Origin of the sequence: Halomonas sp. THAF5a, assembly GCF_009363755.1 — a bacterium.
Classification (GTDB): Bacteria; Pseudomonadota; Gammaproteobacteria; order Pseudomonadales; family Halomonadaceae; genus Halomonas.
On sequence record NZ_CP045417.1, the window covers coordinates 55,530 to 81,018 of the forward strand.

A 25,489-nucleotide genomic window follows, 5' to 3' on the forward strand; every position below is an offset into this window, starting at 1 on the left:
AGGCTCATTCTAACAGGAAGGCCGGGCAGGCTCACCGTATGCGTCACGGGGCTCATCCCAGGCGCCTTCGATGGGGTACAATGGCGCCCACATTTTCCGTGGACGAGTGTGCGCATGGAACTCAAGAACGACCGCTTTCTGCGCGCCCTGGCGCGTCAACCCGTCGACCGTACCCCGGTCTGGATGATGCGTCAGGCCGGTCGCTACCTGCCGGAGTATCGTGAGGTGCGGGCCCAGGCCGGCAGCTTCATGGATCTGTGCCGCAACCAGGAGCTGGCCTGCGAGGTCACCCTGCAGCCCCTGGAGCGCTATCCGCTGGACGCGGCCATCCTCTTCTCGGACATCCTCACCATCCCCGACGCCATGGGGCTGGGGCTCTACTTCGAGACCGGCGAGGGGCCGAAATTCCGCAAGCCGGTGCGCACCGCGGCCGAGGTGGACGCCCTGGCGGTGCCGGACGCCGAGCGCGACCTGGACTACGTGATGCGGGCCGTCTCGACCATCCGCCGCGAACTGGGCGGCCGGGTACCGCTGATCGGCTTCTCCGGCAGCCCCTGGACGCTGGCCACCTACATGGTGGAGGGCGCCTCCAGCAAGGACTTCCGCCACGTCAAGACGATGCTCTACGACGCGCCGGATGCCATGCACCGGCTGCTCGACAAGCTGGCCCACGCGGTCACCGACTACCTCAACGCCCAGATCCGCGCCGGGGCCCAGGCGGTGCAGATCTTCGATACCTGGGGCGGGGCGCTGTCGACGCCGGCCTACCTGGAGTTCTCGCTGCGCTACATGGAGCAGATCGTGGCCGGCCTGATCCGCGAGCACGAGGGGCGCCGGGTGCCGGTGATCCTGTTCACCAAGAACGGTGGCCAGTGGCTCGAGGACATCGCGGCGGCGGGCTCCGACGCCGTGGGCCTGGACTGGAGCACCGAGCTCTCCTCCGCCCGGGCGCGGGTCGGCCATCGCGTCGCCCTGCAGGGCAACCTCGACCCCAACGTGCTCTTCGCCCGTCCCGCGGCGATCCGCGCCGAGGTGGCGCGTATCCTCGACAGCTACGGCCAAGGCCCCGGGCACATCTTCAACCTGGGCCACGGCATCAGCCAGTTCACCGACCCGGACCACGTCACGGCCTTCATGGACGCCCTGCACGACCTGAGCCCGGCCTATCACCGCCAGATCGCCCAGGAGTGAACCGGCGATGGCGCCGGGCGTGACGAAAGATCAGGTGACATGGCGCCGCCTCTGGGCGGCGCTGGCCGTGCTGGCGGCGCTCACGATCGCCTGGGGCAGCCTGACCCCGGGCAGCGAGCTGCCCGCTTCGCTCCCCTGGGACAAGGCCAGCCACTTCATCGGCTACGGTGGCCTGGCGGGCCTGATCGGGCTCGCCGGGGTGCGCCTGCCCCTGGCCCTGCTGATCAGCGTGCTCTTCGGCGTGACCATCGAGGTCGCCCAGATCCCCGTGCCGGGCCGCTTCGGCGGCGACGGGCACGATATCCTCGCCAACACCCTGGGGGCGGCCTGTGCGGTGGTCGCGCTCAGGGTCCTGCGCCATCTGAAGGGGCGCCGCCCCACCCGGGGATAAGCCGGGAGGGGGCAGGCCGCGACGCCTGCCCCAGTCCCGCCCCTAGAGCCGCGGCTCGTTGGCCGCCGGCTCCGGCTCGTGCGGCCGGGCGAGGTCCAGGGTGGGCTCATCGGTGGCCCGGCGCACCACCCGCGGGGGGCCCACCACGTCCTCCTCGTCGGCGGCCCGGCGCGCCTCGCGGCTCCATTCGGCCTCGTCATACACCGCCGGGCGCCGTGCGTAGGAGCGGGTGACCACCGCGGCCGGGGCGAAACCCGGTCGCGGCGCCGCCTGGTGGTGGGGCAGCAGGGCGAGCTCGGCCACCAGGCGCAGCGCCATGGCGGCCAGCAGCCAGAGCCCGCCGCCCAGCGCCAGGGGGAGCCAGTCGTGGGGTGTCGCGTCGCTCATCGTGAGCCACGGCGCCTGGGGGACCAGCCACAGGGCGGCCGCGGCCAGCAGGCCGAGCTGCAGCAGCAGGTGGCAGGTCAGCACGGTGGCGCGAGCCAGCGGCCGGCGGGGAAACAGGAACTGTCGCATGGGGGATCCTCCCGGGGGAATGCACATCGCAGCGATGAGGCGCGTCGACCTCCGTGTCGGGCGAGCCGCGATGCTACCCCAGTTCCCGCCGCGCTGCAGTCCCGGCGTTGCCTGTTGACCAACCCCGGGGCGCTTGCCAAGGTGAAGTAGAGGCGAGGGCGGCTGTCCGTCGGACGGATCCTCGTCCACTCACCGGCATCGAGGAGCGACTATGACGACCTATATCGTGGTGGCGGATGCGGCGCGGGCACGCCTGTTTACCCGCGATGGAATCGCGATCAGCGAGCTGGATAGCCTGGTGCACGCCGAGGGGCGCCTGCACGAGGGCGACCTGGTCACCGACCGGGGCGGCGATGTCCACGAGTCGACCTCGACCACGGCCCGCAGCGCCGGCGGCGAGAGCGTGGCGACCCAGCACCACGAGGAGATGTTCGCCCGCGAGGTGGCCGAGCGGCTCTACCGCGCCCGCGTCGACAACAGCATGGAAAAGCTGATCCTGGTGGCCCCGCCGCGCTTCCTCGGCCAGCTGCGCGACAAGGTCGATGGCCCCACCGCCAAGCGGGTGATCCACTCCCTGGCCAAGGACCTGACCAAGGCCTCCGTCGCCGAGATCCAGGAGGCGGTTCGGGACCTGCGCTAGGCGCCCCCGCGCGATGAACGGCCCGGCCCCCTCGGCCGGGCCGTTGGCGTTTGGTCCTTTCGCGTCAGGGCACCTGGGGCAGGTCGATCTCGTCGCTGCGGCGAATGCCCTCGGTCATCTGCCGGCACAGCTTGAGGAACTCGCGCATGCCGGTGGCCAGGTACTTGTGGCGGTGCCAGATGAAGGTGAACTGGCGGCTCAGGTCGAGCTCCGGGGTGGCGATGGGCACCAGGCTGCCGCGGCGGAAGGCGTCGCGCAGCGCGAGCTTGGAGACGCAGCCGATGCCGAGTCCCGATTCCACTGCCCGCTTGATGCCCTCGGTGTGCTCCAGCTCGAGCAGGATGTTGAAGCGCCCGCGGCGGTGACGCGCGGCCTGCTCCAGGGTCAGGCGGGTGCCGGAGCCCTGCTCGCGCATGATCCAGGCCTCGCGCAGGAGCCGGTCGAGCTCCACCGGGCCGCCGTGGGCCAGCGGGTGGCGCGGCGAGCAGAACACGGCCAGCTCGTCCTCCACCCAGGGCTGGGTGATCACGTCTTCCTCCTCGCACTGGCCCTCGACCAGCCCCAGGTCGAGCTCGTGCTGGCGCACGCTCTCGATGATGGTGCGGGTGTTGCGCACCGAGAGGCGCACCCGGCTGCCCGGGTGGCGCTGCATGAAGTCGCTGATCAGCAGCGTGGCCAGGTAGTTGCCGATGGTCAGGGTGGCGCCCACGTCGAGGATGCCGATGCCCTGCTGGCCGCGCAGCAGCTCCTCCACCTCCTCGGCGCGGTCGAGCAGGGCCACCGCCTTGGGCAGCAGCTGGAAGCCCAGCGCGTTGAGCTTGAGGCGCTTGCCGAGGCGGTCGAGCAGCCGGCAGTCGAACTGGCGCTCCAGCTCGGCCAGGGCGGTGCTGGTCGCCGACTGCGAGAGCGCCAGGGCCCGGGCCGCCCGGGAGACGCTCTCGTGCTGGGCGACGGCGACGAAGACCTCGAGCTGACGCAGGGTGTAGCGCATGATGCTCCTTGGCGGGTTCGATACCGGGCTCAGTCTATCCAGAGTATAGATAAGCGTTATCCATACAATCCATTTAACAGATAATACCCCGGCTCTTAGAATTGCCGTATCGATCTACCAGGCAATTCTATTCGTTTTTGGAATATCAAAGGAGCCGGCATGAGCAAGTTTGCCCTCGAGGACGTTCTCAGCGTTCACCACTGGAACGACACCCTGTTCAGTTTCCGTACCACCCGGGAGCGCAGCCTGCGCTTCAAGAACGGCCAGTTCGTGATGATCGGCCTCGAGGTGAACGGCAAGCCGCTGATGCGGGCCTACTCCATCGCCAGCCCCAACTACGAGGACCACCTGGAGTTCTTCAGCATCAAGGTGCCGGACGGCCCGCTGACCTCGCGGCTGCAGCACCTCCAGGTGGGCGACCAGATCATGGTCAGCCGCAAGCCCACCGGCACCCTGGTCACCGACGACCTGCTGCCGGGGCGCAACCTCTACCTGCTCTCCACCGGCACCGGCCTCGCGCCCTTCATGAGCCTGATCCAGGATCCGGAAGTCTACGAGCGCTTCGAGAAGGTGGTGCTGGTGCACGGCGTGCGCAACGTCAACGAGCTGGCCTACGCCGACTTCATCCAGAAGGACCTGCCGGCCCACGAGTACCTGGGCGAGGAGATCAGCGAGAAGCTGATCTACTACCCCACGGTGACCCGCGAGGAGTTCCACACCATGGGGCGCCTGACCGACCACATCCGCAGCGGCAAGCTCACCGACGACAAGGGCCTGCCGGCCATCGATCCGAAGCAGGACCGCGCCATGATCTGCGGCAGCCCGGCGATGCTCGACGACACCAGCGCCCTGCTCGACGAGCTCGGCTTCACCATCTCGCCGCGGATGGGCGAGCCGGGTGACTACGTGATCGAGCGCGCCTTCGTCGAGAAGTAAGCGCCGAGCGTCGCCGAGCGCCACCGGCTGAGCGTCACGAATTCAAGGGCCCGCGATACTGTCGCGGGCCCCTTCGTTTGCGCGCTTTCTCGTCGAGCTGCCCGCGGCGGGGCGAGCGCTTCGCCCAGGAGCTCGGAGGCCGGCCAGCGGCTCGGCTCGTGGGCAGCGAACCCTCTGTTGTCCTTGTGATGCGTGCCGTGCCTGGCCGAGGGCCGTCGCCTCAGGCATCTCGGGTCAGCAGCAGTTCGACCCGGCGGTTGGCGGCGCGCCCCTCGCGACTGTCGTTGCTCTCCAGGGGCTGGGTGTCGGCGTAGCCGATGGCCCGCAGGCGCGACTCGGACAGGCCGCTCTTCACCAGGTGGCGCAGCACCGAGATCGCACGGCCGGTGGAGAGCTCCCAGTTGGAGGGGAAGCGACGCGTGGCAATCGGCACGTTGTCGGTATGGCCCTCGACCGAGATGCGCCCGTCGAAGTCCCGGAGCGTCGCCACCAGGCCCTGCAGCACGCCCTCCCCGCGGCGCGTCAGGCGCGCCTGGCCGCTGGCGAACAGCAGGTTGTTGTCGATGCGCAGGGTGATGCCGCCCTTGCCCTCGGCGACGCTGACCCCCTCCATCTCGAGGCCCTTGAAGCGCGGCTTAAGGCCCTCGTGGCGGGGCCTCAGGCCGGTGGCCCCGGGCGCCATGCCGCGGGCCACCGCCAGCGAGGCCGCCTGGGCGGCGGGCGAGATCGCCGGGTCGGCATGGGGGCTGTCGCTCCCGGCCTGGCCGTTACCCGCCATCGAGAGCAGCAGCACGAACAGGGTGATCAGCAGGGTCAGCACGTCCAGGTAGCTGGTCAGCCAGCCATCTCCATCGCCCTCGCCCTGGCCGGTGGGAGCGAGTGCCTCGCTGATCGACCGGTTATGCATGCTGGCCCTTCTCGCCCCGGTGCGGGCCCGCTTCACCCCCCTCTCGGCGTTCGGCGGGGCTCTGCGGGTCGCGGATCTCGTCGTGGTAGTTGGCGACGAAGGAGTTCAAGGTCTCCTCGATGAAGGAGGGCAGGCGCCGCTTGGTGATCAGCGAGATGCCCTCGAGCACCATGTTCATGGCGATCAGCCGCTCCTCGGTGCGCCGCTCCAGCTTCACGGCGATCGGCTTGAAGACCAGGTTGGCCAGCAGGATGCCGTAGAAGGTGGTGAGCAGCGCCACGGCCATGCGTGGGCCGATCACGTGCAGGTCTCCCGCCTCCATCACCTCCAGCATGTTCACCAGGCCCACCAGGGTGCCGATCATGCCGAAGGCCGGCGCATAGGTGGCCATGGTGCGAAAGATCTGGGCCTCGGCATGCTCGCGCGCCTTTAGCCGTGAGATCCGCCAGCGCAGAAGATCGAAGATCTCCTCTTCCTTGGTGTTGGCGATCACCAGCTGGATGCCGGTGCGCAGGAAGGGGTTGCGGGTGTGCTCCAGGGCGTTCTCCACCGAGCGCACGTCGCCCTTGAGCCACAGCCGGGAGAGGTCGACCAACTCGGCGATGTCGTCACGGATGTAGGTGTTCTCGCGCCGAAAGACAATGGCGACCAGTCGCACCACCCGCAGCACCTCCTTCAGGGGATAGCTGATGAAGGTCGCCGCCAGGGTACCGGCCACGACGATGGCGAGTCCCGGCAGGTTGATGAAGCTCTGCGGGGACTCGGCGGTAAAGAACAGCACGCTCGCGAGGAGCACGCAGCTGGCCAGTATGCCGATCAGTGTCGATGGATTCATTCACGGCTCCGGACCGTAGGTGAAAGGGGAAATACAGGGATTATCGGACGCCGTGCGGGATACTTTAACCCTCGCGCTTCAGGGCACGGACAGTCCTTTGGCTGGGGTGCTACTCTTTGCATCATAAAATCTGCTGGCAATGGCTCTCAAAAATAAGGTTCTTCGCAGATCAGCGTGAAACAGGCAGGGCTTGAGGCGAGGGCTGGATAGAGAAACGGCGGTGAATCCGAGTAAGCTGATATTCGCCAAAACGTCAGCCTACGGACACCGCCGTTGCCATGGATGCTACCCCGCTCAGCCTGTTCTGGAAAGGGTTCACTGTCGCCCACCACGAGTTCCTGGATCCTCAGACGCTACGGCTCCAGTTGGAGCCCGATGACCTGACCCCGCCTGTCTGCAGCGGCTGTGACCACGCCTGTTGCCTGGTCCATGACGTGCATCGCCGGCGCGTCCGCGAGGCGCCGCTGCTGATCTACCGAGTGGAGCTGGATGTCCCGGTGCGGCGCCTGCGCTGCCCGACCTGTGGTCCGACACGAGAGCGCATCGACTGGCTACCCGGGCGCTCGCCGGTCACCACCACACTGCGCCAGTGGGTGGAGCGCCTGGTCACGTTGCTGCCGATCCGGCATGTCGCGGATCTGGTCGGCTTGCACTGGCATACCGTCAAGACCATCGACAAGCAGCGCCTGCAACGCGACCTGCCGGCACCGGATCCGACACGCTTGCGGCGGCTGATGATGGACGAGTTTGCCCTGCACAAGGGACACCGCTACGCCACCGTGGTCGCCTGCGCCGACACTCAGCAGGTGGTATGGATCGGCGAAGGCCGCTCCCGCGAGTCGATCCGCCCCTTCTTCGCGTGGCTGGGCGAGGCACGAGAGCTGATCGAGGCCGTGGCCATGGACATGAACTCGGCCTTCGATTGTGAGGTGAAGGACCAGTGCCCCAACGCCGAGGTGGTCTACGACCGCTTCCACGTGGTGGCCAAGTACGGGCGCGAAGTGATGGATCGGGTACGCGTCGATCAGGCTAACCAGCTGCGCGACGACAAGGCGGCCCGCAAGGTGATCAAGGGCAGTCGTTGGCTGCTGCTGCGCAACGCCGACAATCTCAAGCCCGAGCAGGCGGTGAAGCTGGAGGAGCTGCTGGCGGCCAATGCGTCACTGACCACGGCGTACCTGCTCAAGGATCAGCTCAAGACCCTGTGGTTTGCCGACGACGAAGCCACCGCCCGAAACGCCTGGCAGGAGTGGCATGCCATGGCGACCAGCAGTGGCATCGAGGCCTTGGAACGTTTCGCCAAGCGGTTGGTCCCGTACCTCGAAGGGATCCTGTCCAGCGCCCGGCACCGGCTGAACACCAGCGTGCTGGAGGGCATGAACAACCGGATCAAGGTCATCAAGCGGATGGCCTACGGGTATCGCGACACGGCGTACTTCTTCCTGAAGATCCGTGCCGCATTTCCCGGCAAAGTGCGATGAACCAAAAATAAGTACTTCAGATATCAGTCTCAGGGAGTAATACCGCATGACAGGCCAGGGCGTGACGGAAGCCTTCACCATCGCACTGCATCCGATCCACGACGCCGACTACCGGCACGTCGCCGACCGGCTCGTCTACCCGCCGCCTGGTGACGGGGAGGAGGACCCGGTGGGCCACCTGGCGAAGGCGCTGAGCATCGTGATCTACGAGCTGGACGAGGCGCAGCGGCAGGCCGCCCGAACCCTGCTCATCGCGCTGCCCGGCGAGTGGCTGATGCGCCCGGAACTGCTGCCGACGCCGCCCGAGCGGGTGATCATCGGGGTGCCGGCCGAGCTCGAGATCACCCCGGCGGTGATCGAACGTCTCGAGCGTATCGCCGAGCGCCACTACCGCATCGCCGTGCCCGACCCGACGGGCCATCCCCTGGAGACCGAACTCTCGGCGCTGGCCGACATCGTCGAGATCGACGCCTCCGCGCCCTTCGACCTCGAACGCCTGCGCGCCCTCAAGGCGCGCGGCCACCGACTGCTGGTGGAGCACATCCCGGATCATGGGCGCCTCGAGCAGTGCCTCGAGCTTGGCTGCGACCTCGTCAACGGGCGCTACCTCTCCCAGCCGCACTACCAGGCCTCCCGGCCCCGGGGCCGCCACGGCAACCGGGCCGCCCAGCTGCGGCTGATCAACGAGCTCTACCGTGAGGACGCCGACCTGCTGCGCCTCCACGACCTGTTGCTGCAGATGCCCCACCTGCATGTCGCCATCCTGCATCGCGCCAACGCCAGCCACTTCGGCCAGCGCCAGCCCTCGTCGGACCTCAAGCGGGCGATGCAGGTGCTCGGGCTCAACGAGCTGCGCCGGCTGGTGATGACGATGTCGCTGGCCAGCGACCTGCCCTCGTCGCGGATCACCCTGCGCCTGGCGCTGATCCGCGGCTTCATGTGTCAGAACCTGGCGGAGCCCTTCCGCAACATCGACCCCGAGGACGCCTTCACCACGGGCCTGTTCTCGATGATGGGGGCGCTGCTCGAGGAGGATCAGGCGACGCTGCTGGCCCAGGTGCCGCTCTCCGACGTTGTCCAGCGCGCCCTGGCCCGCCACGAGGGGCCCCTCGGCGCCATCCTGGCGCTCTGCGAGGAGCAGGAGCGCATGCCCGGGGAGAGCGAGCCCGACCACCACCCGGCCGAGCGGCTCAGGGCCTGCTACCTCGATGCCCTGGAGAAGACCGCGGCCCTGATGGGGCGCCTCTAGCGTCCTGTCTCCCGCCTTCGGGCTCAAGTGACGCGCGGCGTCAGCCGGTCTCTGCGAGGCGCCCGCGCAGGCGGCTGACCGCCTGGCTGTGCAGCTGGCAGACCCGGGATTCGGAGACGCCGAGCACCGCGCCGATCTCCTTCAGGTTGAGCTCCTCCTGGTAGTAGAGGGCCATCAGCAGCTTCTCGCGCTCGGGCAGCGCCTCGATGGCCTCGACCAGCCGCTGGCGCTTCTCCTGGTCCAGCAGCTGCGCGAAGGGGCTCTCCTGGGCGCGGTTCTCGAGCCGCGACTCGCCGCCCTCGGCCATCAACTCCTCGAAGGGCAGGAGCTGGCCGCTGTTGGTGTCGTTGAGCAGGCGCCGGTAGTCGGCCAGCGGCATCTCGAGGGCCGCCGCGATCTCGGTCTCCTCGGGAGGGCGCCCCAGCTCCTGCTCCAGCCGGCGCACCGCCGCATCCACGGCCCGGGCGCTGCGCCGCACGCTGCGCGGCAGCCAGTCCCGGCTGCGCAGCTCGTCGAGCATGGCGCCGCGGATCCGCTGGCTGGCGAAGGTCGCGAAGCTGGCCCCCTGACCGGCGTTGAAGCGCCCCATGGCCTCCAACAGCCCCACGGTGCCGGCCTGGATCAGGTCGTCCAGCTCGATGCTGGCGGGCAGCCGAACCTGCAGGGCGAGCGCCTGGCGGCGCACCATCGGCAGGTACTCCGTCAGCAGTGCCCCCTGATCGATCTTCCCTTGTGCGGTATACATCCTCGTGCCTCACAGCTGGTCGACGGCGTCCCCGCGCTACGGGGGCGCCGCCGGGTTCGGTTTTACCGATGGTTCACGATCACCTGCAGCCCGCCGACCCTGACCGAGCGCCCGCCCCGGGGCAGCGAGAAGCGAAACGCCAGCGGCGCGTCGGCCACGAGCCCGGCCAGCGCGCGGGTAGTGCCGCGCCCGGCGGGCAGCGCCACGCAGCCCGCCGGGTGGCAGAGCCGCGCCTTCAGCTCGCGGCCCGGCGGCACCCGGTAGCGCCAGGCGACGCTGGTGATGGCCGCGCCCTCGGGCGGGGAGCCGCCCGGCCGAAGGGCGGCGGACGCCGTCTCGCGGCCGGCCAGGCTGACCGGGAACCCCGGCGCCTCGGCGACCCAGCTGCCGGCGGCCTGAAGCTCGCCGGCCACCAGCATCAGCACCAGCAGCAGCGCCAGGCCCGGCCAGCCTCGCCGTCCCGGGGGGAAAGGCGTGACGGGCCTCATGGCGCCATCACCAGCAGGTCGATGCCGAGGCACTGCCAGGCCGCCTGGCGCAGGTTGTTCAGGAGCCCCCGGCGGGGCAGCTCGGGGGCGTGCACGGCGAGCAGCCGGCGCGGCCCCTGTCGCGCGTGGAGCCGACGGAGCACCGCGAAGGCCCGGCGAAAGGCGTCCGGGTCGCTGCCGATCCACAGCGCCCAGCGCGGCTGCTGGTCCAGCAGCGCCGGCAGGTGCGGGCTGGTGACCGCCAGGGGCACCACCCGCCACCGCGCGGGGTCGCTCACCCAGCGCTGCCCCTGGGCCGCCCAGTGCTCGAGCAGCGCCGTGACCCGGCGCGCCTGGTCGGGCGTGGTGCCCGGCAGGCCGACCACGACCAGGGTCCTCGGCGGCGCCCCGGCGGGCGCGGCATGCGTGCGAGGCGCATCGGGGGCGCGCTGGCTGCCGGCCCACTGGCGCAGGCCCGCGGCCTGGTCGACGGCGCTCACGCGAGCGCCTCCCGGCTGGCCGCGCCGAGCTGGCGCATGGCGTCCCGGGCGCTGAACAGGGTCAGCAGCGCCTCGAGCAGGGCGGCGTCGCGGCGCCGGCGGCGGCCGGCCACCAGGCCCAGCAGCTCCGCGCGCAGGTCCCGGCCGGCCTCGTCGTCGACGTGATCGAGATGGCTCGCCTGGGCGGCGATGCCGGCGGCCAGCAGCAGGCGCAGCTCGGGGCGTGCCTGGGCGGGCAGCAGCGTTGTCAGGCGCTCCTCGGTGCGCTGGGTCTGCCGGGTGATGCCCTCCGCCTGCAGGTGGCTCAACAGCAGCGGGACGGCGTCGTCGGCGTGATCACAGGTCGTCAGCCAGTAGCGCCGCCCCTGGGGCTTGCCGCTCTCCGGGTCGCTTAGCTCGGCGAACCAGGCCGTCAGCGGGGTCGCCGCGATGGCGTCCCTGGTGCGGCTCGGTGCGGCCGCGACGTCGAGGCACGACAGGGCGACGCGGCAAGGCCGGCCGCCCAGGCGGGCATCGATCCGGGTGACGGGGCTCGCCAGCGCGGCGAGCTCGGAGAGCGCGTGTTGCTCGCCGCCGTGGCGGACCCGCTGGCCGGCGCGCACCTGGCTCGACCAGAGGGCCCTGTCCTCGCCGAGCCAGCGCCAGGCCTCGGCGTCCGGCAGGCCGGGCAGCAGGTGTACCCGCACGCCCTGGGTGTCCCGGGCCCGGGCCAGGCGGTTGGTCTGGCCGGCGGGCTGGCGATGGTGCAGGTCCGCCAGTCCCAGCCACTGGCCCCGGGCGTCGAGGCCCAGGTCGGGCATCGCCCAGTCGCGGCCCTTCGTGGAGCGTCGCGGCGCCCACACCGTGGCCACGCGCGCCTGGCGCTCGGTCGCCTGCCCGAGCAGCGCCTCCAGGCGCGAGGCCTGCAGCTCCTCCGGCAGGGCGGCGAGGTCCCACGCCGCCTCGAGGTCGGCGAAGCCCGTGAGGCCGCGACGCAGCCCGCCCAGGGCGGCGGCGAGCCGCCGTCCTTGCCCCAGCAGGTCGCCGGCCATCGCCCGGGGCCGCGGAGCCGCCGGCGCCTCGTCCAGGGGCAAGGGCGAGCGGGTGGCGAGCGCCTGGATGGCCAGCGCCCGGGGATCGGCCAGGGCCAGGTCCTCGGGGACGCGCTGGCCGTGGGAGACGAAGGCGAGGCGCAGGCCGTGGCGCAGGATCGTCTCGAGGGCGGGCGCCAGGCGGCCGGCCTCGTCCTGCTTGGTCAGCAGGCAGTCGTCGAGCGACGCCCCGGCGGCGTGGGCGGCCTGACGGTAGCGGCTCGCCACCTCCTCCAGGGTCTCTGGCTGGCTGGCGGCGTTGAGCGCCAGCACCATCCGCACCGGGACGCGCCCCTCCTGCAGCTGGGCGATCTGCTCGATGACGCGCTGGTCGCGCTGGCTCATCCCCACGGTGTCGACGATCACCCAGCGTCGCCCCTGGAGCCGCGGGGCCAGGCTGTCGATCGGCCGGTCCGGGGCGAGGGCGTGCATCGGGATGCCGAGGATCTCGGCATAGATCCTGAGCTGCTCGTGGGCGCCGATGCGAAAGCTGTCGGTGGTGACCAGGGCGACCCGCTCGGCCCCGTGGCGCTGCACGAAGCGCGCCGCCATCTTGGCCGTGGTGGTGGTCTTGCCCACCCCGGTGGGCCCCACCAGGGCGACGACCCCGGGCGGCCCGAAGAAGGCCTCCTCCTCCTCGAGGACCGCGAGCCGCGCCGCCAGGCGGCGCTGCAGCCAGGCCAGCGGGCGTTCGTCGTCCCCCGCCTCGGCGCCGTCGAGCTCGGCGGGCAGGGCGGCGAGCAGGTCGTCGGCCAGGGCCATGCCGAAGCCGGCCTCCCGCAGCAGGCGCCAGAGCCGCGTGCGGCCGTCCGGAGCGGGCGCGTGGCGTGCCTGCTCCCGGGACAGCAGGGTGCGCATGTCCTGCATCTCGCGCAGCAGCTGCGCGCTCATGCGCTGCAGGGCCTGGCCGTCGGGCGCCTCGCCGGCCGGCAGGGGCGGCGGTTCGATGGCGGGCGACGGCGCGCGGGATGCGGCGGGTTCGGAGGCCGACGCCGCCGCCGGTGCCGACTCGGCGGTCATGCCCTCCACGGCGTCGTCGGCCATGGCCAGGATCTCGACACCCTGCTCGGTGTGGCGGTTGGCCAGGATCAGCGCATCGTCGCCGAGGGATTCGCGCACCTGGCGCATGGCCTCACGGCTGGTCTGGCCCACGAAGCGAATGACGCTCATCTATCAGCGGCCTCCTACCTGGGTAGTGACGCGCAGGCTGCGGTCGTCGGGAATCTCGGCCTGGGACATCACCGCCAGATGGCGCAGGCGGCGGCGCAGGAAACGCGCCAGCATCGCCCGCAGGTGGTGCTGCACCACCAGCACCGGCGGCTCGCCGCTGGCCTCGTGGCGCTCCAGGGCCTGCTCGGTCTGGGTCATCAGGGTCTCGGCGAGGCCGGGCTCCAGGGCGCCGTTGCCGTTCATCGCCTGGGTCAGGATCTGCTCGAGCTGGCCGTCCAGGCCGATCACCTTGAGCTCCTCGCGGCCGGCGAACCACTGCTGGGTGATGCCGCGGCCCAGGGCGATGCGCACCAGCGCGGTGAGCTCGTGGGGATCCTGCTGCTGCGGGGCGTGCTCGGCCAGGGCGTCGAGGATGGTGCGCATGTCGCGGATCGAGACCTCCTCCTCGAGCAGGTTCTGCAGCAGGCGCTGCAGCACGGTGAGCGAGATGGCCTTGGGCACCACGTCCTCCACCAGCCCCTGCTGCTCCTCCTTGAGCTTGTCGAGCAGTTTCTGCACCTCGGCGCGGCCGAGCATCTCGGCGGCGTGGCGGTGCAGCAGGTGGTTGAGATGGGTGGCCACCACGGTACTGGCGTCCACTACGGTGTAGCCATAGACCTGGGCGTGCTCGCGCTGGCTGCTGTCGACCCAGACGGCGGGCAGGCCGAAGGCGGGGTCCTGGGTCATCACGCCCTTGAGCTCGCCGGTCACCTGGCCCGGGTCGATGGCCAGCCACTGCCCGGGGAAGGCCTCGGCGCGGCCGATCTCGGCGCCCTTCAGGGTCAGCAGGTAGGCGTTGGCGCCGAGCTCCAGGTTGTCGCGGATGTGTACCACCGGGGGGAGGAAGCCGACCTCCTGGGCGAACTTCTTGCGCACGCTCTTGATGCGGCCGAGCAGCTCGCCCTGCTGGCGGGCGTCTACCAGCGGGATCAGCCGGTGGCCGACCTCCAGGCCCAGGGTGTCGACCAGCTGCACGTCCTCCCAGCTCGCTTCCGGGGCCTCGGGGGTGGGGGGCGCTTCGCTGGCGATCTCCTGATCGACCAGGCGACGCTCCTTCTGGCGCATCAGCCACCAGGCGAGCCCGCCCAGCAGCGCGGTGAAGATCAAAAACACCAGGTTGGGCATGCCCGGCACCAGGCCGAGCAGGCCCATGACGCAGGCCGCCAGGATCATCACCTGGGGATTGACGAACAGCTGGCTGATCATCTGCTGGCCGACGTCCTGGTCGGTGGTGACCCGGGAGACGGTGACGCCGGCGGCGGTGGAGATCACCAGCGCCGGAATCTGCGCCACCAGGCCGTCGCCGATGGTCATCAGGGTGTAGGTGCGCGCCGCGTCGCCGAAGCCCATGCCGTGCTGGAGCATGCCGATCAGCAGGCCGCCGATGACGTTGACCACCATGATCACCAGGCCGGCCATGGCGTCGCCGCGCACGAACTTGCTGGCGCCGTCCATGGAGCCGTAGAAGTCGGCCTCCTGGGAGACGTCGGCGCGGCGCTGGCGCGCCTCGTCCTCGCCGATCAGCCCGGCGTTGAGGTCGGCGTCGATGGCCATCTGCTTGCCGGGCATGGCGTCGAGCATGAAGCGGGCGCCCACCTCGGCGATGCGCCCGGCGCCCTTGGTGATGACCATGAAGTTGATGATCACGAGGATCAGGAACACCACCAGGCCCACGGCGAAGTTGCCGCCGACCAGGAACTCGCCGAAGGCCTCGATCACCTTGCCCGCCGAGTCGCCGCCCTGATGGCCCTCCATCAGGATGATGCGGGTCGAGGCGACGTTGAGCGACAGCCGCAGCAGGGTGGTGAACAGCAGCACTGCCGGGAAGGCGGCGAAGTCCAGGGGCTTCTGGGTGAACATGCTGACCAGCAGCACCATGATCGCCAGGGCGATGTTGAAGGTGAACAGCAGGTCCAGGGCGAAGGGCGGCAGCGGCAGGATCATCATGGAGAGGATCATGAGGATCAGCAGCGGGCCCGCCAGCAGCTTCATGGGCACGTTGGCCATCCAGTCGCGCTGGCCCAGGTAGTGGTTCATCAAGGCCTTCATGGACCTGCCTCGTCAGTGTCGGCGTCGCGGGCCGGGACCTCGAGGGCGGCCGGCACCGGAAGGTTCTCGGGAGAGGGCGGCGCCTCGCCGCCCTCCTTGGCTGCGCGTTTCAGGCCGAAGGCCCAGGCCAGCACCTCGGCCACGGCGGTGTACAGGTCCGCCGGGATCTCGGCGTCGAGATCCACGTGGTGGTAGAGCGCCCGGGCCAGCGGCGGGGCCTCCAGACGCGGCACGCCGTGCTCCTCGCCGAGCTCGCGGATCCGGGCGGCCACCTCGTCGGCGCCCTTGGCGACGACCCGTGGGGCCGACATGCCGGTCTCCTGGTACTCCAGCGCCACCGCGTAGTGGGAAGGGTTGGTGATGATCACGTCGGCCTCCGGCACCTTGCTCATCATCCGCCCGCGGGCCATGGCCTGCTGCTGCTGGCGGATGCGCCCCTTGACCTGGGGGTCGCCCTCGGACTCCTTGTGCTCGCGCTTCACCTCGTCCTTGCTCATGCGCAGCTTCTTGGCATGGCTCCACAGCTGGTAGGGCACGTCGATCAGGATCACCACCATCAGGGTCAGCACCATCAGGCCGCTGGCCTCGGCGGCCATGCCCATCGCCTTGGCCAGCGCCTGCTGGATCGGCTGATCCATCAGCGCCATGAAGTCGCCGCGGTTCAGGTAGAGGAACGTCACGGCCACGCTGCCCACCAGCAGCGACTTGGCGACCGCCTTGGCCAGTTCCACCAGCGCCTGGACGCCGAACAGGCGCTTCAGGCCCTTGAACGGGTTGAGCTTGCCTAGCTGGGGCTTGAGCGATTTCGCCGAGACCAGCCAGCCGCCGAGCAGCGCCGGAGCGACCAGGGCCACTACCGTCAGCAGCAGGAACAGGGGCATCAGGGCGTAGAGCGTGCGCTCGCCGAGGTCCAGCGCGTTGGTGAGCATCGGCGTGGTGTCCATCGCCTGGCGCCGCTCGAAGAGGAAGGCCTGTTCCATGACTACGCCCAGCTGGTCGTAGAGCAGGCCCCCCATCGACCAGAGCCCGGCCACGCCGGCCAGCAGCAGCATGAAGGTGGCCAGCTCCCGGGAACGGGCTACCTGGCCCTCCTCGCGCGACTTTTCCCGTCGTCGTGGGGTGGCCTCCTCCGTCTTTTCCTGATCGCTGTCTTGGTCGGCCATGGCCATTCACCGGACGGTCGTGCGGACCCTGGCCATTGTGTCGCTGGGGGGGAAGGGGCGATGCGTCAAAAAGGGCCGGTAATCGCGGTCTTATCCGCGACTCTCGGCCCCATGGACACGAAGGGAAGGCGGCGCGAGGCTAGAAGCCGAGCTCGTCCAGCAGGTCGTCGACCTGGTCCTGGCCGGTGACGATGCCCTCGGCCTCGGGCTTGACCTGGGGCCCGTTCAGAAGCTCCTCCTCGCGCGGCCGCTCGCCGCCGTGTCGCTGGTCCGAGGCACGCTTCTGGAACTCCTCCCGCGCCTTGCCTTCGGGCACGGCGTCGATCAGCACCTGTACCAGCTGGTGCTCGATCTCGCGGATCACGTCCATCATCTTCTTGATCACCTGGCCGGTCAGGTCCTGGAAGTCCTGGGCCATCATGATCTCGAGCAGCTCCTGGTGGGTCGCCTGGGTCCGCTGGGGCACGTCGCCCAGGTACTGCCGGGTGTCCTGCACGAGCTCGCGTGCCTCGTCGAGCGCCTTGGGCTCGGCGAACCACTGCGCCCAGCGGGCGTCCAACGCCTCGGCCCGCTCGCCGAGATCGTCCTGCAGCGGCTGGGCCCGGTCGATGGCGTTGAGCGCGCGCTCGGCCGCCTGCTCGGTCATGGTCGCCACGTAGCTCAGGCGGTCGCGGGCGTCGGGGATCGCCTCGGCCGCCCGCTCGATCTCCTTGTCGAGCCCCAGCTCGCGCATGCTCTCGCGCAGCATGCGCGTCAGCTGCCCGATGCGCTGTACCAGCTCGTCGCCGGACTCCTGCGGAGGGTCCTGGGACGGCATCTCGTTGCTCTTCATCCTCGCTCCTTGGTGCCGAACCGCTGCCGGCCGCCTTACATGCCCAGTTTTTCGAAGATCTTGTTGAGTTTTTCTTCCAGGGTGGCCGAGGTGAAGGGCTTGACGACATAGCCGTTGGCGCCCGCCTGGGCCGCCGCGATGATGTTCTCCTTCTTGGCCTCGGCGGTGACCATCAGCACCGGCAGGTCCTTCAGAGCGTCGTCGGCGCGGATCTGCTTGAGCATGTCCAGGCCGTCGAGGTTGGGCATGTTCCAGTCCGAGACCACGAACTCGAAGCCGCCCGCCTTGAGCTTGTTGAGGGCGTCCTGGCCGTCCTCGGCCTCCTCCACGTTGGTGAAGCCCAGCTCCTTGAGCAGGCTGCGCACGATACGGCGCATGGTCGGGAAGTCATCCACCACCAGGATGCTCATGTTCTTGTCTGCCATCGGAAATCCTCTTGCTGTCATGGCCTGCGGAAGCCGGCACGTCGGTGCCGGCCGCGTCTTGTATCGAACGAATCAGAACTCTTCCCACTCCTCCTCGGCGGCTGCCTGGCGAGCGGGCCGACGTGGAGGCGTGGGGCTGGGCCGGGGAGTGGCGGCGGGCGCCTCGGTGCGCGGGGCGGGCGCGGTGGCGCGCTCGCCCTCGGCCAGCTTGAAGACCGCGACCGCCTGCTCGAGACGATCGGCCTGCTCCTCCAGGGAGGCGGCGGCCGACGAGGCCTCCTGCACCAGGGAGGCGTTCTGCTGGGTGACCTGGTCCATCTGGCCCACCGCCTGGCTGACCTGCTCGATGCCGTCGCTCTGCTCCTGGGAGGCCGCGGAGATCTCGTCCATGATGTCGGTCACCCGGCGCACCGAGGTCACCACCTCCTGCATGGTGGTGCCGGCCTGCTCGACCAGGGTCGAGCCCTCCTGGACCTGGGTCACGGAGCCCTCGATCAGCCCCTTGATCTCCCTGGCGGCATCGGCACTGCGGCTGGCCAGCTTGCGCACCTCCTCGGCGACGACCGCGAAGCCGCGACCGTGCTCGCCGGCGCGGGCCGCCTCCACCGAGGCGTTGAGTGCCAGGATGTTGGTCTGGAAGGCGATGGAGTCGATCACCCCGGTGATGTCGGCGACCTTCTGGGAGCTGCCGGCGATGCCGTGCATGGTCTGCACCACCCGCTCGACCACCTCGCCGCCGCGCTCGGCGGTCTGGGTCGCCTCCTGGGCGAGACCGTTGGCCTGACGCGCGTTGTCGGCGTTCTGGCGCACGGTGGCGCTGATCTCCTCCATGCTGGAGGCGGTCTGCTCGAGGGAGGCTGCCTGCTGCTCGGTGCGCGAGGAGAGGTCGTTGTTGCCGCTGGCGATCTCGCGGCTGCCGACGTGGATGGAATCCGTGCCGTCGCGCACGTCGGTGACGATGCGGATCAGGCTGTGCTGCATGTCGCGCATGGCGGTGAAGAGCTGGCCGATCTCGTTGCGGCTTTGCACCCGGATCTCTCCGGAGAGATCGGCCCTGGCAATCCGTTCCAGGGTCTCCACGGCGATGCGCAGCGGGGTGATGACGATCCGGTGCAGGCCGACGTAGATCAGTGCTACCAGCAGCGCGACCAGGCCCAGGAGGATGATCTCGGCCCGGTGCATCAGGGTCGAGGTGTCCTGATATTCCGCCAGCATCTGCTCGCCGCGTGCATCGGCGTAGCGCACGAAGTCGGTGAGGGCGTCGTCCTGGGCGTCGGCCGGCGCGTCCATCGCGTTGCGCAGCGCGTTGAACGCGTCGATGTCTTCCTGCCCGAGGGCCCGGGACTGCTGACGGGCGAGGGCGAGCATCTCGACGAAGGACGCCTCGACCCGATCGCCCAGGGCCTGGCCCTGCGCGGTGCGCGGGATGCTGGCGAAGGCCTCGAAGCGCGCCTCGGCGCGCTCGAGCTGGTCCTCCGCCGCGGCACGGTGCGCCTCGGCCTGCGCCTGCTGTCCGAGCATGAGGTGGTTGGACGCCACCTCGAGGTCCAGCAGGGTGCCGGTCAGCAGGGCATCCGCCCGGTTGATCTCGTTGAGTTGGGCCACGTTGATCCGGTCCAGGGTCGCGAGGGTGTCCTCGGCCGAGCGGCTGGTCAGCAGCCCCATGACGGCTATCGCGGCGATGAAGGCCACGAAGCAGACCAGCACGGCCAGCATGGCCGCGTGAAGGCTGATGTTGCGCAAGAGACGTGTCATGCCGACGCTTCCTTCTTGGTTGGGACCGGGCGCCTTGCCCGATGACGATATGCGTCCTGTCTAGACCCGCTGGGCGCGGCCCGAGGCCGCCGCGAGAGAGAGCAGGCGCGGTGCCATCGCGTCCAGGGGCAGTACCTCGCTCGCCGCGCCCAGGGCGACGGCCTCCCGGGGCATGCCGTAGACCACGCAGCTCGCCTCGTCCTGGGCGAGAGTGGCGGCCCCTGCCTGGCGCATCTCCAGCAGCCCGGCCGCCCCGTCCTTGCCCATGCCGGTCAGCAGCACGCCGATGGCGTTGCGACCCGCCTGGCCGGCGGCGGAGTGGAAAAGCACGTCCACCGAGGGGCGGTGGCGGTTGACCGGCGGGCCGTCGTCGAGGCGGGCGATGTAGTTGGCGCCGCTGCGCGCGAGCTTGAGGTGGGCGTCGCCGGGGGCGATATAGGCGTGGCCGGGCAGGATGCGCTCGCCGTCGGCGGCCTCCTTGACGCTGATCTGGCACAGGCGGTCGAGGCGCTCGGCGAAGGAGCGGGTGAAGCCCCCGGGCATGTGCTGGGTGATCAGGATCGCGGGACTGTTGGCCGGCAGCGGTTCGAGCACCTGGCGGATCGCCTCGGTGCCGCCGGTAGAGGCACCGATGATGATCAGCTTCTCGCTGGAGACCATCGGCGCCTTGAGCGGCTGGGGGCCCGGCGTATTCGGGCGCCGCGCCTGGTGCGGCCGAGAGCGGGCCGCGGCGCGCAGCTTCTCGGCGATCTCCGAGGCGTACTCCATCATGCCGTGGCGGATGCCCAGCGATGGCTTGGCCACGAAGTCCAGGGCCCCGAGCTCCAGGGCGCGCAGCGTCACCTCGGAGCCGGACTGGGTCAGCGAGGAGACCATCAGCACCGGCATGGGGCGCAGGCGCATCAGGCGCTCGAGGAAGTCGAGGCCGTCCATGCGCGGCATCTCGACGTCGAGCGTCAGCACGTCGGGGTTGTGGCGCTTGATCAGGTCGCGGGCCACCAGGGGATCGGGGGCCACGGCCACGACCTCCATGTCGGGCTGATGGTTGATGATGTCCGTCAGCAGGTCGCGTATCAGCGCCGAATCATCGACACACAGCACCTTGATGGGGTTGGCGCTCAAGGGATCTCTCCTGTTGTCTGGCGGCCCGCGGGGTGGCCGCGCGGACCGACCATGCCTCCTCTATCGGCCGCGGTCGGCAGGACTTTAACGGTCAGCGTGCGGGCATGCGGACGTAGACGGTCTGGCCGCGCAGGCGAAAGGCATCGGTGATGTAGGAAAAGCTCTCGGAGTGGCCGGCGAACAGCAGGCCGTCGGGCTTGAGCAGCGGCGCGAAGCGCTCCAGGATCCGCTTCTGGGTGGGTTTGTCGAAGTAGATCATGGTGTTGCGACAGAAGATCGCATCGAAGGGGCCGCTCACTGGCCACTGGGGGGCGAGCAGGTTGAGCGGCTGGAAGTCGATCATCTCCGCGATCTCCGGGCGAACGCGTGCGAAACCCTTGTGGGTGCCCTTGCCGCGCTGGAAGAAGCGCTTGGTGCGCGCCTCGTCGAGCTTGCACACCTGCTCCAGGGGATAGATGCCGGCCCGGGCCCGGGCCAGGGCATCGGTGTCGATATCGGTCGCCACGACCTCGGACTGGGCGGCGCGCGCGCCCAGCGTCTCCATCAGCGTCATGGCGATGGAGTAGGACTCCTCGCCGGTCGAGGCCGCGGCACACCAGATGCGGACCCTGCCCGGGCGTGCCCGCACGTGGTCGGCGAGCAGCGGGAAGTGGTGCGCCTCGCGGAAGAAGGCCGTGAGGTTGGTGGTCAGCGCGTTGGTGAAGGCCTCCCACTCGCGCGCCTCGGGCTGGCGCTCCAGGCGCGCCAGGTAGTCGGCGAAGCGGATCAGGCCGTGATGGCGCAGGCGCTTCGCCAGGCGACTGTAGACCATCTCGCGCTTGTGCTCGGCGAGCACGATGCCCGCCCGCTGGTAGATCAGCTGGCGGATCCTGGCGAAATCGGCGTCGGTCAGCTCGAGATCACGCTCGAGCCGACCTCCTCCCCAGCCGCCTTGCTCCGGCGGCATCTCGACGTTGTGGGACGCGCTCAAAACTCCTCCCACTCCTCGACCGGTTCGGGCTGGCGATTCCGGCGCCGCGGCGTGGCCGGCGCGGTCTCATGACTCGCGGACGAAGACGACGAGGACGCCTCGGCGCCGGCCTCGGTGCGCGTGCGGCGCTCGGCCAGGGAGGGCGCTCGCTCCATGCCCGCCCCTCGCAGGCGGAAGGCGGCGATGGCATTGCCGAGCAGCCCGGCCTGATGCTCGAGCTCGCCGGCGGCGCGTGCCGAGGCCTGGACCCGCTCGGCGTTCTGCTGGGTCACCTGGTCCATCTCCACCACCGCGGCGTTGATCTGACCGATGCCGTTGCTCTGCTCCTCGGAGGCGGCGGTGATCTCGCCCATGATGTCGTTGACCCGGGTGGAGGCCTCGAGGACGGCATTGAGGGAGCTCTCGGCGCGGCGCACCAGCTCGGCGCCGTCATCGATCTGGCGGGCCGAGCCGTCGATCAGCTCGCGGATCTCACTGGCAGCATCGGCGCTGCGGCCGGCCAGCTTGCGCACCTCGCCGGCCACCACGGCGAAGCCACGGCCCTGCTCGCCGGCACGGGCCGCCTCCACCGAGGCGTTGAGCGCCAGGATGTTGGTCTGAAAGGCGATGGAGTCGATGACGTTGATGATCTCGGTCATCTTGCGCGAGCCGGCGGTGATCTCGCCCATGGTCTCGACGACCTGGTGCATCAGCTTGCCGGTCTCCTGGGTGCGTTCGGCGTTCTCGGAGGCCAGGCCGCTGGCCTGGCGGGCGTTGTCCGAGTTGTGCTGCACGGTGGTGGTCATCTCCTCCATGCTCGAGGCGGTCTGCTGCAACGAGGCGGCCTGCTGCTCGGTGCGCGCGGAGAGGTCCTCGTTGCCCGAGGCGATATCCCGCGCCGCCGGGGTCACCACGCGGATGCCGCCGTTGACGTCGCCGACGATGCTGCCGAGGCTCTTGCGCATGATGTCCAGCGCCTCCATCAGGCGACCCAGCTCATCGCGACGGCGCGGCGGCACGTCGGCGGCGAGGTTGCCCGAGGCGATCTGCAGGGTGAAGGCCTGGGCCTCACGCAGCGGTCGCAGCATGGCGCGCAGGGTCAGGGTACCGATCACGATCAGGGCCAGCAGGCCGAGGCCCAGCATGCCGGCCTGGAGCATCAGCATCTGACGCTGCTCGGCGCGGGCCTCGTTGGCCAGCATGGCCGCATCGGCCTGCTTGCTCTCGATCATCGCGTTGATCTCTCTCGAGAGCGCCTCACCCATCGCCTGCATCTCCTCGATGTGCGGCGGCAGGTTGGTGAACATCTCGAACGACTCCTCGGTCTGGAACAGCGCGACGGCGCGTCCCAGCCCCTCCTCGAGGTAGCGGGTCAGCACCGCATCGAAGGCGTCGGCCTCGCCGCTCTGGTTGACCTCCCGGGCCCGATAGTCGTCCCAGATGGACGCCAGCTCCGCTCGGGTCTGCGCGAGCCGCTCGGCGTTCTGCTCCTTGGCCTCGATCAGTTCCAGGCGCTTCTCGCCCGCCAGCGTCTGGTGGGCCCGGGTCGCGAGCTGGTCGATCTGCTGCAGGCGGGCGACGTCCTGAAGGCCGTCGCGGTCCAGGGTCTGCAGGCGTTCGCCCGAGGCCTGAAGCCCGTAGAGCCCCATGGCGCCGCTCGCCGAGAGCAGCAGGCCGGCGATGACCACCATGGTCACCACTCGGGCCCGCAGGCTGCGCAGGTTGAGCCGGCCCAGGCGGCCGGCCAGTCCGCGGCGGCGCAGCTGGCCGCGCTCCAGGGTGAGGTGGCGCCCCTTGCCCTCGCGGATCAGGGCGTAGGCCTTCTCGGCCTGCTCGATCGCCTCGGGGCGCGGCTTGACCCGCACCGAGGCGTAGCCGACCACCTCACCGTTCTCGACCACCGGCGAGACGCTCGCCTCCACCCAGTAGTGGTCGCCACTCTTGTGACGGTTCTTGACCAGCCCCTTCCAGTGCTCGCCGGCCGCCAGGGTGTCCCAGAGGTTCTGGTAGGCCGCCTCGGGCATGTCCGGGTGGCGGACCAGGTTGTGGGGCGCGCCGATCAGCTCCTCATGGCTGAAGCCGCTGACCTCGATGAAGGCCGGGTTGGCGTAGGTGATGCGCCCCTTGAGATCCGTGCGCGAGATCAGGAAGTGCTCATCGTGGAGCGGGCGTTCCCGCTGGGTGACCGGCTGGTTGTTACGCATGCGATATCCCCTGCTGAGGTAATGGACTAGGCGTTTTGATTGTTATGGTCTGCCGCCGCTGGCGGCGTCGCGATCCGGGGCCTCAGAACGACTCCCACTCGTCGTCTCGTTCGCTCCGGGCGTGTTCCCTGTCACCGCCGCGGCGTTCCGGCGTCTGGCTCGACATCAGCGATGGCATCCAGCGCGCCAGGTCCTGGGCGTTGGCCTCGTGCGAACGGTCGACCTCGCGCTCGCCGCCCTGCGGGTCGATCCGGAAATGCGTCACGGCGACCTTGAGCCGGCTGGCCTCGGCCTCCAGCTGGTTGGCCGAGCTGGCCGCCTGCTGGACGAGCTCGGCGTTCTGCTGGGTGACCTGATCCATCTGGGTGACGGCCTCGTTGACCTGGGCGATGCCGTTGCTCTGCTCGCTGGAGGCGGCGGCGATCTCGTCCATGATGTCGCTGACCCGCTGTACCGCCTGGACGATCTCTTCCATGGTCTGGCCGGCCTGGTCGACGCTGGCGGTGCCGGCATCGACCTGCTTGACCGAGGCCTGGATCAGGTCGCGGATCTCGCTGGCGGCATTGGCGCTGCGGCTGGCCAGGCTGCGCACCTCCTGGGCGACCACGGCGAAGCCGCGGCCGTGTTCGCCCGCCCGGGCCGCCTCCACCGAGGCGTTGAGCGCCAGGATGTTGGTCTGGAATGCGATGGCGTCGATGGTGCCGATGATCTCCGCCACCCGGTGGGAGCCCCGGCTGATCTCGTGCATGGTGGTGACCACCTCGCCGACCACTTCGCCGCCCTGGCGGGCGGTGCGGGTGGCCTCGGTGGCGAGCTGGCTGGCCTGCTGGGCGTTCTCGGCGTTCTGGCCCACGGTGGAGGAGAGCTCCTCCATGCTGGAGGCGGTCTCCTCCAGGGAGGCGGCCTGCTGCTCGGTGCGCGCGGAGAGGTCGTTGTTGCCGCTGGCGATGCGCTGGGAGCCCTGATAGATCGCCTCGCCGCTGGTGCGCACCTTGCCCACCGTCTCGGCGAGCCCCTGCTGCATCTGCGCGAGCGAGTGATAGAGCCGCCCGATCTCGTTGTTGCCGCGGCGCGGGATCGCCTGGGCCAGATCGCCCTGCTCCATGCGCTCGAAGTAGCCGACCAGCCGCCCCAGCGGGCGGATGACGTTGACGGTCACGCCCCACAGCACCCCGACGATGGTCAGGGCGGCGATGACCAGGGCGGCGATCATCAGCAGTTGCAGCAGGCCGACCTGCTCGAAGAAGCCATTGTAGAGGGCGCGGCCGTTCTGCTCGGCGGCGACGAAGAAGGTCACCGCGTCGTCGTAGAAGGCCTGGGTGAGCGTCTCCACCGTGTCGTGCAGGATCGAGAAGGCCTCGGCGCTACCCTCGGTCAGCGCCTGTTGCTGGGGCCGCAGCCCCTCGTTCATCAGCGCCGTGAAGCGCTCCTCCACCGCGGCGATCCGGGCCTGCTGCTCCGCCTGGCGCGGCAGGGCCAGGAACTCCCGGAAGGTCGCCTCGACCGCGTCGAGCTCCTCGCCCAGCGACTCGGCCTCGGCCTTCACCGTCTCCCGCTCTTCCGGCCACACGGCCTGGGCGAGGCGCGCGTGGAGGTTGCGCAGCTCCATCTGCGCGAACAGCATCTGCGTATTGGCGCGATTCAGCGCCGAGACCTGGTCCACGTTGACCCGGTTGAGGGTCTGCAGCGACGACTCGCTGTAGCGCACGCTGTAGAGGCCCAGCCCGCTCAGCACCAGCACCAGGGCGGCGAAGACCGTGAGCACCAGGCTCCAGCTGACCCGCACGGTCATGTTGTCGAGAAGCTTCACACGATTCTCCTGTGGTCGGGCGGCCGTGGCCGCCCCGGTGATTGAAGGGCCG

At 69.9% G+C, this 25,489-nt stretch carries 23 protein-coding genes; 6 read left to right on the forward strand and 17 right to left on the reverse strand.

The window, feature by feature from the left end:
• The first annotated feature begins 114 nt into the window (after positions 1-114).
• The gene (hemE, locus tag FIU83_RS00265; RefSeq protein ID WP_152482210.1) at positions 115-1,191 is read left to right on the forward strand and encodes a uroporphyrinogen decarboxylase; all 1,077 of its coding nucleotides are present in this window, start codon (positions 115-117) and stop codon (positions 1,189-1,191) included.
• A gap of 34 nt (positions 1,192-1,225) precedes the next feature.
• Complete coding sequence (locus FIU83_RS00270; protein ID WP_253939507.1) at positions 1,226-1,582, forward strand: VanZ family protein; 357 nt, start codon at positions 1,226-1,228, stop codon at positions 1,580-1,582.
• 42 nt (positions 1,583-1,624) lie between these two features.
• On the opposite strand, the gene FIU83_RS00275 is transcribed toward FIU83_RS00270, so the two are convergent.
• Positions 1,625-2,098: a hypothetical protein gene (locus FIU83_RS00275; protein ID WP_152482212.1), complete on the reverse strand. Its 474-nt coding sequence runs from the start codon at positions 2,096-2,098 to the stop codon at positions 1,625-1,627.
• A gap of 211 nt (positions 2,099-2,309) precedes the next feature.
• Here FIU83_RS00275 and FIU83_RS00280 point away from each other — a divergent pair, with 211 nt between their 5' ends.
• Positions 2,310-2,738, forward strand: coding sequence for a host attachment protein (locus FIU83_RS00280; protein ID WP_152482213.1), 429 nt, complete (start codon positions 2,310-2,312; stop codon positions 2,736-2,738).
• A 64-nt stretch (positions 2,739-2,802) separates the two neighbouring features.
• Here FIU83_RS00280 and FIU83_RS00285 read toward each other — a convergent pair whose 3' ends face one another.
• The gene (locus tag FIU83_RS00285; RefSeq protein WP_152482214.1) at positions 2,803-3,729 is read right to left on the reverse strand and encodes a LysR family transcriptional regulator; all 927 of its coding nucleotides are present in this window, start codon (positions 3,727-3,729) and stop codon (positions 2,803-2,805) included.
• 159 nt (positions 3,730-3,888) lie between these two features.
• On the opposite strand from FIU83_RS00285, the gene FIU83_RS00290 reads away from it, so the two are divergent.
• Positions 3,889-4,665 carry a ferredoxin--NADP reductase gene (locus FIU83_RS00290; protein ID WP_152482215.1) on the forward strand — a complete coding sequence of 259 codons (777 nt, stop codon included), beginning with the start codon at positions 3,889-3,891 and terminating at the stop codon, positions 4,663-4,665.
• 220 nt (positions 4,666-4,885) lie between these two features.
• Here the strand turns inward: FIU83_RS00290 and FIU83_RS00295 are convergent, their stop codons facing one another.
• Positions 4,886-5,572 carry an OmpA family protein gene (locus FIU83_RS00295; RefSeq protein WP_152482216.1) on the reverse strand — a complete coding sequence of 229 codons (687 nt, stop codon included), beginning with the start codon at positions 5,570-5,572 and terminating at the stop codon, positions 4,886-4,888.
• Entirely contained in the window at positions 5,565-6,407 is an 843-nt protein-coding gene (locus FIU83_RS00300; protein ID WP_152482217.1) for a motility protein A, read from the reverse strand. Before FIU83_RS00300 ends, FIU83_RS00295 begins: the two co-directional genes overlap by 8 nt.
• Positions 6,408-6,685: 278 nt before the next feature.
• Between FIU83_RS00300 and FIU83_RS00305 the strand changes: the two genes are divergently transcribed.
• Entirely contained in the window at positions 6,686-7,888 is a 1,203-nt protein-coding gene (locus tag FIU83_RS00305) for an ISL3 family transposase (RefSeq protein WP_152482218.1), read from the forward strand.
• Between the two features lie 46 nt (positions 7,889-7,934).
• Positions 7,935-9,137 (forward strand): EAL and HDOD domain-containing protein, encoded by a 1,203-nt coding sequence (locus tag FIU83_RS00310; RefSeq protein ID WP_152482219.1) that lies wholly within the window; start codon positions 7,935-7,937, stop codon positions 9,135-9,137.
• Between the two features lie 40 nt (positions 9,138-9,177).
• Here the strand turns inward: FIU83_RS00310 and FIU83_RS00315 are convergent, their stop codons facing one another.
• From FIU83_RS00315 to FIU83_RS00375, 13 genes are all read right to left on the reverse strand, one after another.
• Entirely contained in the window at positions 9,178-9,882 is a 705-nt protein-coding gene (locus tag FIU83_RS00315) for an RNA polymerase sigma factor FliA (RefSeq protein ID WP_152482220.1), read from the reverse strand.
• Positions 9,883-9,944: 62 nt separating this feature from the next.
• A complete protein-coding gene (locus FIU83_RS00320) occupies positions 9,945-10,370 on the reverse strand; it encodes a flagellar protein FlhE (RefSeq protein ID WP_152482221.1) in 426 nt (141 codons plus the stop codon).
• Positions 10,367-10,849: a hypothetical protein gene (locus FIU83_RS00325; RefSeq protein ID WP_152482222.1), complete on the reverse strand. Its 483-nt coding sequence runs from the start codon at positions 10,847-10,849 to the stop codon at positions 10,367-10,369. The genes FIU83_RS00320 and FIU83_RS00325 overlap by 4 nt, the downstream gene beginning before the upstream one ends.
• On the reverse strand, positions 10,846-13,089 hold the full coding sequence (flhF, locus tag FIU83_RS00330) for a flagellar biosynthesis protein FlhF (protein ID WP_152482223.1): 2,244 nt from the start codon (positions 13,087-13,089) through the stop codon (positions 10,846-10,848). The genes FIU83_RS00325 and flhF overlap by 4 nt, the downstream gene beginning before the upstream one ends.
• Positions 13,090-13,092: 3 nt before the next feature.
• Positions 13,093-15,177, reverse strand: coding sequence for a flagellar biosynthesis protein FlhA (flhA, locus tag FIU83_RS00335; RefSeq protein WP_152482224.1), 2,085 nt, complete (start codon positions 15,175-15,177; stop codon positions 13,093-13,095).
• On the reverse strand, positions 15,174-16,340 hold the full coding sequence (gene flhB, locus FIU83_RS00340) for a flagellar biosynthesis protein FlhB (RefSeq protein WP_152482225.1): 1,167 nt from the start codon (positions 16,338-16,340) through the stop codon (positions 15,174-15,176). The genes flhA and flhB overlap by 4 nt, the downstream gene beginning before the upstream one ends.
• 139 nt (positions 16,341-16,479) lie before the next feature.
• Positions 16,480-17,172, reverse strand: coding sequence for a protein phosphatase CheZ (gene cheZ / locus FIU83_RS00345; protein ID WP_152482226.1), 693 nt, complete (start codon positions 17,170-17,172; stop codon positions 16,480-16,482).
• Between the two features lie 35 nt (positions 17,173-17,207).
• Complete coding sequence (gene cheY / locus FIU83_RS00350; protein WP_152482227.1) at positions 17,208-17,597, reverse strand: chemotaxis response regulator CheY; 390 nt, start codon at positions 17,595-17,597, stop codon at positions 17,208-17,210.
• 72 nt (positions 17,598-17,669) lie between these two features.
• Positions 17,670-19,352, reverse strand: coding sequence for a methyl-accepting chemotaxis protein (locus FIU83_RS00355; protein WP_152482228.1), 1,683 nt, complete (start codon positions 19,350-19,352; stop codon positions 17,670-17,672).
• A 60-nt stretch (positions 19,353-19,412) separates the two neighbouring features.
• The gene (locus FIU83_RS00360; protein WP_152482229.1) at positions 19,413-20,474 is read right to left on the reverse strand and encodes a chemotaxis response regulator protein-glutamate methylesterase; all 1,062 of its coding nucleotides are present in this window, start codon (positions 20,472-20,474) and stop codon (positions 19,413-19,415) included.
• A 91-nt stretch (positions 20,475-20,565) separates the two neighbouring features.
• Positions 20,566-21,420 (reverse strand): CheR family methyltransferase, encoded by an 855-nt coding sequence (locus FIU83_RS00365; RefSeq protein ID WP_152485188.1) that lies wholly within the window; start codon positions 21,418-21,420, stop codon positions 20,566-20,568.
• A gap of 20 nt (positions 21,421-21,440) precedes the next feature.
• A complete protein-coding gene (locus FIU83_RS00370) occupies positions 21,441-23,627 on the reverse strand; it encodes a methyl-accepting chemotaxis protein (protein WP_152482230.1) in 2,187 nt (728 codons plus the stop codon).
• An 82-nt stretch (positions 23,628-23,709) separates the two neighbouring features.
• Positions 23,710-25,437: a methyl-accepting chemotaxis protein gene (locus FIU83_RS00375; RefSeq protein WP_253939508.1), complete on the reverse strand. Its 1,728-nt coding sequence runs from the start codon at positions 25,435-25,437 to the stop codon at positions 23,710-23,712.
• Between the last annotated feature and the right edge of the window lie 52 nt (positions 25,438-25,489).